The sequence below is a fragment of the Nocardia sp. NPDC004604 genome (assembly GCF_040609795.1).
GTDB lineage: Bacteria > Actinomycetota > Actinomycetes > Mycobacteriales > Mycobacteriaceae > Nocardia.
The window spans coordinates 37,001-44,939 of record NZ_JBEXLC010000070.1; the positions used below are offsets into that span (position 1 = coordinate 37,001).

Here is a 7,939-nt window from a genome sequence, read left to right on the forward strand (position 1 = left end):
TCTGCTCCCTACCGGCTGATCTGACGCGGAACCGCCACCGCGACGAGTTTGTCCGGGTTGCGGATGGCGTAGAAGTTGGTGATCTTGCCGCCGACGATCTCGATCAGGAAGACACCTTCCAGGCGGTCGTCGCTGTAGACGACCATCGCGGGGGCGTTGTTGTAGTTGACCGTCTCGATTCGCAGATTCGGCGTCCTCCTCGCGCTGCGGAACAGGTCCACGAGGCATCGGGCCACCTTCTCCGCACCCACCACCGGCCGGCGCGCCGCGATGGCCTTGCCGCCGCTGTCGGCGGTCCAGGTGGCGTCCGGGGCGAGGAGCGAGAGCAGCCCCTCGGTGTCACCGGTGGCCGCCGCTGTCATGAACTGCTCGGTGATCTGCGTGATCTGCGCCGCGTCGACGGGCTCGAAGCGTTTACGCCGCGCCTGCACGTGCGCACGGGCGCGGTGCGCCACCTGGCGCACCGTCATCACGGATTTGTCCACCGCTGCGGCGATGTCGTCGTAATCGAATCCGAATACTTCGCGCAGCACGAACACCGCTCGCTCGTCGGGGGACAGTGTTTCGAGCAGCACGAGCATCGCCATCGACACCGACTCGGCGAGCACCACGTCTGCCGACGCGTCCCGCTCGTCGAGCAGCAGCGGCTCGGGCAGCCACGGGCCGATGTAGTCCTCACGACGGCGCGCGCTGGCGCGCAAGGCGTTGAGCGCCTGACGGGTCACCAGCCGTGCCAGATACGACTTGGTGTCCCGCACCGTCGCGAGGTCCACCGCGGCCCACCGCAGATAGCTGTCCTGCAGCACGTCGTCGGATTCGGTTGCCGCGCCGAGGATTTCGTAGGCGATCGTGAACAGCAGCGGCCGCAGCACGGTGAACCGCTCGGCGTGCTCGTCGGTTGTCACGAGGAGGTGACCACCGGCGCAGCGGCGGCCGGCTGCTCGGGCCGCGGGCCACTCTTGGGCCAGATCAGGGAACCCGGCTTGCGGGCCTCGCGGCGGATCTTCCCTACCCCGATCCGGCAGGTCACCTCCTTGATCCTCGCGCCCATGCGGCCGCCGATGTAGAGATTCACCGAGGTGTCGTCTTTGCGGGCGAGCTGTCGGAGGCCGACGCGCCGGCCGAGGCTGATGCACGTCCCCATGACGGCCAAGTTGATCACCGCTGGTTCGGTCCCCGCAATGTGGCTCAGCACTGTGTTGGCAGCCTGCGCCCCGAGCGCCCCCGCAGCCTGAGAACTCATCCGAAGCGGCTGGCCCGACGGTGCGGCGGCGTCACCGGTCGCGACGATGCGGTCGTCGTCGATACTGGTCAGCGTCTCGTCGGTGAGCAGTCGGCCGAGTGCGTCGGTCTGCAACCCGCTTGCGGCCGCCAGCTCCGGCACGCCGAAACCGGCCGTCCAGATGGTGAGTGCGCTCGGACGCACCGCTCCGTCGGCGAAGACGACCGCATCCGGCCGGACCTCGGTCACCACGTCGGCTTCGAGCACGGTGACACCGTGCCTGGACAGCCACTTGGCGACGTACCGGCGACCCGGCGCACTCAATGACGGCATCAGGGTTCCGCCACATACCAGCGTGACCGTGCGTCCTTGTTCGGCCAGTTCGGCGGCCGTTTCGATGCCGGTTGGTCCGCCGCCGACCACGGTGAGCGGAGCATCGAGGGGCAACTCTGCCAGATCGGCGCGCAGCCGCTGCGCGGACTCGAATTCAGCGATGGGGAAAGCGAACTCGGCCGCGCCGGACACAGACGGTATCGCTGCGGTGCTGCCGACCGCGTAGATGACATGGTCGTAGCCGAGCACACGACCCGACGTCAGCCGCACCGTACGGGTGGCGGTGTCTATGCGCGTGGCGCTGTCGACAACCAACTCGATGCCCTCACCGAGCAGCGTGCCGTAGTCAATTGTCGCATCGCCGGTTCCGGATACGAACTGGTGCAGCCGGATTCGATCGACGAACTTCGGGCGGGGATTGACCAGCGTGATATCGACATCGGTGCGCATCCGCAGATGGTTGGCTGCGAGTGTTCCGGCATAACCGCCGCCGATAACGACGACCTGGTGGCGTGTGTTGTGCTCAGTCATGCCCTCGAGACACCGCGGATCGCTGAAACATGACACGATCCGACGTGACGTGCATCACTCCGCTCGAGCTTGTGGCCGAGCACCCGATGCGCCTTCTCGCTCGATGCGACACCGATCGCCGGGTCGCCCGGCCGTCGGTCACCGATTACCACCAGGAAGTCGCTACTTGTCGCCGACCGAACCACGTAAGGTTCGACGCCGGTGCCGACTCCGGCTGCGGGCCGATGAGACCGCACGATGTGGAATCCGCTCACCTGTCAGACGATACGACCGGCCGCGGTGAATGCCTGCAACCGTCTCAGGATCAACGCCCAGCTCCCGGGGCGCTGCCAGCCAAAAGCCGGGTTCACGCCGGCGAGCCGCTCAGTAGAGCAGTGGGCCGAGCCGAGCGGCGCAGTCGCGCGCTGAATCACGATGGGTTTCCAGCACGGTGAGGCGATTGCTCGGCCCGCTCAGGCAGAGCGCTCCGGTCAGCGTGCCGGAGGGTTTGTAGATCGGCAGCGCGAGGCAGGCGATGCCGGGAATGAGTTCGTCGATGGCTGTGGCATATCCGCTCTCCCGGATGAGCTGCAGATCACGGGCGAGCGCACCGTGGTCGACCTTGGTGCGTGCGGCAATCCGCACCGGGGTGGCGACCATGGTCCGCCACTCCGTGCGGGAGGACAGCAGCAGCTTGCCCGCGGCGGATGCGTGTAGGTGCCGTGCCAACTCTCGTGCACCCGGAATGGGGTGGTCCGGGTCTTCGCTGATCACTTGGACGGCGGCGGGTCTGAAGTTCATGAGGTGCACCGCGAATCGGGTCGAGCCTCGGAATTCGTCGAGCAGCGTGCGCGCTGCGGTGGGCACCACCGGGACGTTGATGGCGGTAGCGAGCCCGCGCAGGCGCGCGCCGAGAGCGAAACCACGCAGATCTGCAGTACGAACCAGGTACTCATCGGCCACCAGCGAATTGAGCAACCGGTAGGTCGTCGCCGGGGCCATACCGAGGCGCTCGGCAATTTCCTTGGCGGTCACGCCCGCTCCGCAGTCGGCGACGGCCTCCAGTATTGCGATGGAGTTGGTTACGGTATTCGTCCGCCGGGAATCCTTCATGTGCCGCCTACCGAAAGATCGTGCTCTGTAAAAGATCGGTCGGCAGCGGTTCGTCGTAGATCCCGATGCCTCGCAACCGATCCGGCGCGAACACTCGCAGGCCGAGTGTGAAGACCGCCGAAGCCAGCAGCACGACGATGTACACGCCTACCAGCACGATATTGTTGCTCTGCGTCGAGAATGCGGACGTGATCATGAGAGCGCCGAGTACGACTGCGGTCACAGCACCGAGAATCGTTATCCCCGTACTGGATTCACCGATCCGACGCAACAGCGCAGGGGCGGCCAGGCACGCCGGAAGGTATGAGCCGAGGTATCCGAGCGCACTCAGTGTGAGGAAGGACCGTATCCCGTCCTGCGGTTCGGCTCCCGACAGTAGATAGACGACCGCGCAACCGGCCACCGCGCCGACCGCCGCGACAATGGCAGCCGCGGGCGTATGGAACCGTGGATGCGCTCGGCCGACCGCAGCCGGGGCGATTCCCTCACGGCCCATGGTGAACAGCACTCGCACCAACGCATTGACCGAGGCAACGGTGCATGCGAAGAATGATGCGGCCACGCCGAGATCGAGTACGGCACCGAGCACCCGGGAGTTGTCCTGAACGAATAGCTCGGTGACCGGCGTCGAACTACCCGATACCGCGTCTGGCGCGGCGGCCAGCGCCACCGCCTGCGCACACACCGCGACCAGATAGATGACGGCCGCCGCGATCGGTGTCCATATCAACGTCCGCGGCACCGAACGGAACGGCCGGTAGGCCTCGGCGGACAGCGTGGTCGCACTCTCGAACCCGACGAACGCACTGATGGCGACGACCGCTCCCATAGCGAGATCGCCGGTGCCACCACGCCATGCGAATACCCGTCCGCCACTGACATCATCTCCGGATCGGGCCAGCAGGTAGACCATGAGAGCAAGCACCGTCACCACCGAAACACATTCCACCAGCAGGGTTGCCGAAGCCGAGAGACGAATCCCGCGCACCATGAGAACCAGCGCCACGAGCGCGGCGACCACCAGTAGTCCAACGATGGTGGCCGTGCCACCGAATCCAGCGAGCCCGGCGGCCACAGCGATCTGATCGAGATAGGTTCCCACCGCGATCAGACCGGCGACACTCACACACCCGTACCCGACAATCGCGGACCAGCCGACCGGCACGGCGACCACCGAACCGAGCCCTTGCGCGACATAGGTATACAGCCCACCGGTCACGGCCAGCCGCTGCGCCATCGGCCGGATGACCAGCGCGACGCACCAGGCCAGCAGCGCCGCCGCCAGAAATGCGGCCACACTCGCAGCGCCTCCCGCGGCGGCGATCACGAATGCCGGTGTTACCACGGCTGTCCCCGATGGTGCGATAGCTGCCACCGACTGCGCGAACACCGGCACGAAAGGTAGTTCCCGGCGCGTCAATCCACGGATCGAGGAGCGCCGGACCACCACGGGTGGACGCGGCGGAGCTGATCTCATCGGCCCTTCCTCCTACTCCGGATCTCGGGCGCGCGTACGCCGCCCATTCTGTCGATTTGCCATAGGGTCGCTGATCAGCGTTTCGCCGACGTTAATTCCGGTAACGACGCTTTGTCGCGACTCGAGACAAAGCCCCTGCACACTTTCTCGTCCGCGGTCACCGTCAGATGCCGACGCCGTTACAGACCGCCGATAGCGTTCCGCGCTATCGAAAACCGAATCGCCCCGGGCCTCCGGATACCGACAAAAAGTGGGTCCGATCATCGGCCACCGGTGAGCTGATCACCCGAAGACCCGAAACCCGTTAGTAGAGAGATGGATTCATGACACAGCAGATCGATCGCGCACCCAGCGCGACACAATCCGGCGACACGCCACCCGATGGAATCCATCGGCTCAAACCGAATACGGTCGGATTGGTCGGCGTGGTTTTCATGGCCATCGCCACCGCCGCGCCCATCACCGCCATGACCGGCAATGTGCCGTTCATGATCTCGGCGGGAACCGGGACCGGAACGCCCGCCGCATTCTTGATCGCCATGGTGGTGCTCGCGGTGTTCTCAGTGGGTTTCACCACCATGTCCAAACACATCACAGCGACAGGCGCGTTCTACGGATTCATCTCCTTCGGCCTGGGCCGGTCGATCGGCTTGGCGTCGGGGCTGCTGGCAACCCTGGCGTACATGGTGTTCGAGGGGGCGCTCGTCGGCATCTTCTCCAGCTTCGGCACCGACACCGTTGCCGCGCAGTTCGGGGTGGACGTGCCCTGGTGGGTGTTCGCGGTCGCCATGCTCGCCATCAATGCGGTCGGCACCTGGTTCGGCGTGGCCGTCGCGGAGAAACTGCTGGTCATCCTGCTCGCAACCGAGTGCCTGGTACTCGCCGTGATGGCCGTCGCGGTGGCGCTGCACGGCGGTGGGCCGCAGGGGTTCTCCTTCGAGCCACTGAATCCGATCAACGCCTTCACCGGGCCGTCGGCCGGCTTGGGCCTGTTCTTCGCTTTCTGGTCGTGGGTGGGCTTCGAATCGACCGCGATGTACGGAGAAGAGTCGCGCGATCCCAAACGGACTATCCCCAAGGCCACCATGATCGCGGTGGTCGGCGTCGGCGTGTTCTACGTACTGGTGTCGTGGATGGCCATGTCCGGCAACGGCATTGCCGAATCGGCTACGTTGGCCGGGTCGGATAGCCCGATGGATGTGTTCTTCAATCCGACTCAGACCTATGTCGGGCACTGGGCAGTCAGTGCAATGCAGTGGCTGATGATGACCGGATCGCTGGCCTGCGGTATGGCGTTCCACAACTGCGCGGCCCGCTACCTGTACGCGCTCGGACGAGAAGGGGTGTTCCCGGTGCTCGAGCGCACCGTCGGGCGCACGCATGCTCGGCATGGATCGCCGCATATCGCGGGGTTGGTGCAGAGCATGATCGCCGTGTTGCTGGTGGCCGGCTTCGGCATCGCGGGTAAGGACCCGTACACCGGGACCTACACGCTCCTGGCCATTCTCGGCACCATGGCGATATTGGTCGTGCAGGCGGCCTGCTCGTTCGCGGTGCTGAAATACTTTCGCAGCAATCACCCCGAGAGCGGGCACTGGTTCCGCACCTTCCTGGCACCACTGATGGGTGGGTTGGCCATGATCGGTGTAGTGCTCCTGCTCGTCCTCAATATGGGCACCGCCGCCGGTAGTGAATCCGGGTCGTTGGTGTTGCAGGCGACGCCGTGGCTGGTCGGGCTTATTGCGTTGGGCGGCTTCGGATTCGCCGAATACCTCAGGCGCCGCGAACCCGCCCGGTACGCCCTTATCGGCCGCACAGTCCTAGAAGAGACACACGAACGCTGACCCTCCGTGCCGTGCCAGGGCCGTTACTCCCGCATCGAGAGTAACGGCCCTGGCGTCCAGCTCGCGTCTCCGAGGCAGTTCACTGGGTCACCTGTCGGAATCACTCGCCTCCAGGACAAGCCCATCCGCTGAGTTCAGCGAGCTGCTACCAGACGTGTCCTTGAGATCGACGCCGGACCGTCCCAATCGCCGTGCCCCATCGATCAATCCCACCGCCACCTGGGCGGCCCGCTCGTACCCGAGACCATCAGGCGGATGGATGTTGGAGATGCAATTCCGCTCCGAATCCGCCCGCCCCGGCCGTGGCAGATGCGTCAGATAGATGCCCAGACTGTCCACAACGGAAAGGCCGGGCCGCTCGCCGATCAGCACCAGTACCGTCGAAACCCCCAGTGCCGCACCGATATGATCTCCCAGCGCAACACGCGCCTGGGTAGCGATCACCGGCGGGGCCAGGGTGTATCGCTGTCCCAGTGCAGCAGCGAGTGCAGCGAGCATAGGTACACCATGGTCGGCAAGTGCCCGCGGCGACAGCCCGTCCGCCAAGACGAACCCGATATCCGCGCCGACCTTGGCAGCAGCCGAAAGGTCTTGTTCGACAGCAGGATACGAGATGGCGTCGACCGGTTCGCCGAGCAACCGACCGAGGTCCGGCCTGCGCAAATACTCCGAACGATCGGCTGCACGGCTGCGGACGTGGAACGGCTTCCCCAACCCGACCGCCGCGAGCGCGTCCGCAAAACCGACTACTTCGAGTGGATGATGCACCGCATCCCGTGCGGCCGCATGCGCGGCTCGGAAGGCGAGCACCTCCGCGGTTGCCAGCGTGTCCCCCATCCGGCCGAGCCCGATGCGGGCCTGGGTTGTCCGCCGCAGCTCGGTCCAGAAGTTCTGCGCGGCAATATCTTCTGCACCGTCACTGCACGCGGTGCGAGGAGCCGCTGGCATCGTGTTCAAGCCACACCTCCGGAAGCCAGCGCACGCAGCGGAGACGACAATGGTTCAACAGGGAGGATGCGACCGTCGGTGTCCATCATGCCGAGACTGTCGAGCCAGGCGCCGAACTCGGGCGCGGGGCGCAGACCGAGAACTCTTCGTGCATAGAGCGCGTCGTGGTAGGCGAGGCTCTGGTAGCCCAGCATGATGTCGTCGGCACCGGGCACGGTGATGACGAACGGACAACCCGCGGCGGCGAGCAGCGTGAGGAGTGTGTCCATATCGTCTTGGTCGGATTCCGCGTGGTTGGTGTAGCAAACGTCCACGCCCATGGGGAGGCCGAGCAGTTTTCCGGTGAAGTGGTCCTCCAGTCCGGCGCGGATGATTTGCTTTCCGTCGTAGAGGTATATGACCAATCTTTGCAATAGCTATTAAAACCAACATTGGTATAACTCCAAAGATAAATGCGTGCAACATATTAGAAAACTCCTAATTTTTTAAGTA

At 65.1% G+C, this 7,939-nt stretch carries 6 protein-coding genes and 1 pseudogene; 1 reads left to right on the plus strand and 6 read right to left on the minus strand.

What is annotated here, in order from left to right; translation table 11 throughout:
- Nucleotides 1-8: 8 nt before the first annotated feature.
- The 4 genes from ABZW16_RS24560 to ABZW16_RS24575 all read right to left on the minus strand — a co-directional run bounded on the left by ABZW16_RS24560 (nt 9) and on the right by ABZW16_RS24575 (nt 4,655).
- Nucleotides 9-905 (minus strand): RNA polymerase sigma-70 factor, encoded by an 897-nt coding sequence (locus ABZW16_RS24560; RefSeq protein WP_354958335.1) that lies wholly within the window; start codon nt 903-905, stop codon nt 9-11.
- Complete coding sequence (locus tag ABZW16_RS24565) at nt 902-2,086, minus strand: FAD-dependent oxidoreductase (RefSeq protein WP_354958336.1); 1,185 nt, start codon at nt 2,084-2,086, stop codon at nt 902-904. Before ABZW16_RS24565 ends, ABZW16_RS24560 begins: the two co-directional genes overlap by 4 nt.
- A gap of 363 nt (nt 2,087-2,449) precedes the next feature.
- On the minus strand, nt 2,450-3,178 hold the full coding sequence (locus ABZW16_RS24570) for an IclR family transcriptional regulator C-terminal domain-containing protein (RefSeq protein WP_354958337.1): 729 nt from the start codon (nt 3,176-3,178) through the stop codon (nt 2,450-2,452).
- A 7-nt stretch (nt 3,179-3,185) separates the two neighbouring features.
- Nucleotides 3,186-4,655 carry an APC family permease gene (locus ABZW16_RS24575; protein WP_354958338.1) on the minus strand — a complete coding sequence of 490 codons (1,470 nt, stop codon included), beginning with the start codon at nt 4,653-4,655 and terminating at the stop codon, nt 3,186-3,188.
- Nucleotides 4,656-4,978: 323 nt separating this feature from the next.
- Between ABZW16_RS24575 and ABZW16_RS24580 the strand changes: the two genes are divergently transcribed.
- Entirely contained in the window at nt 4,979-6,499 is a 1,521-nt protein-coding gene (locus tag ABZW16_RS24580; RefSeq protein ID WP_354958339.1) for an APC family permease, read from the plus strand.
- 87 nt (nt 6,500-6,586) lie between these two features.
- Here the strand turns inward: ABZW16_RS24580 and eutC are convergent, their stop codons facing one another.
- Both eutC and eutB read right to left on the minus strand, forming a co-directional pair.
- A complete protein-coding gene (eutC, locus tag ABZW16_RS24585; RefSeq protein WP_354958340.1) occupies nt 6,587-7,447 on the minus strand; it encodes an ethanolamine ammonia-lyase subunit EutC in 861 nt (286 codons plus the stop codon).
- Between the two features lie 5 nt (nt 7,448-7,452).
- A pseudogene (eutB, locus tag ABZW16_RS24590) lies at nt 7,453-7,842 on the minus strand (ethanolamine ammonia-lyase subunit EutB); the annotation flags it as partial.
- Nucleotides 7,843-7,939 lie beyond the last annotated feature (97 nt).

What these genes read in the sequence shown, in the direction of transcription:
- ABZW16_RS24565 (WP_354958336.1), bottom strand. Translation starts at nt 2,086, where the DNA reads ATGACTGAGCACAACACACGCCACCAGGTCGTCGTTATCGGCGGCGGT.
- eutC (WP_354958340.1), bottom strand. Translation starts at nt 7,447, where the DNA reads ATGCCAGCGGCTCCTCGCACCGCGTGCAGTGACGGTGCAGAAGATATT.
- ABZW16_RS24580 (WP_354958339.1), top strand. Translation starts at nt 4,979, where the DNA reads ATGACACAGCAGATCGATCGCGCACCCAGCGCGACACAATCCGGCGAC.
- ABZW16_RS24575 (WP_354958338.1), bottom strand. Translation starts at nt 4,655, where the DNA reads ATGAGATCAGCTCCGCCGCGTCCACCCGTGGTGGTCCGGCGCTCCTCG.
- ABZW16_RS24570 (WP_354958337.1), bottom strand. Translation starts at nt 3,178, where the DNA reads ATGAAGGATTCCCGGCGGACGAATACCGTAACCAACTCCATCGCAATA.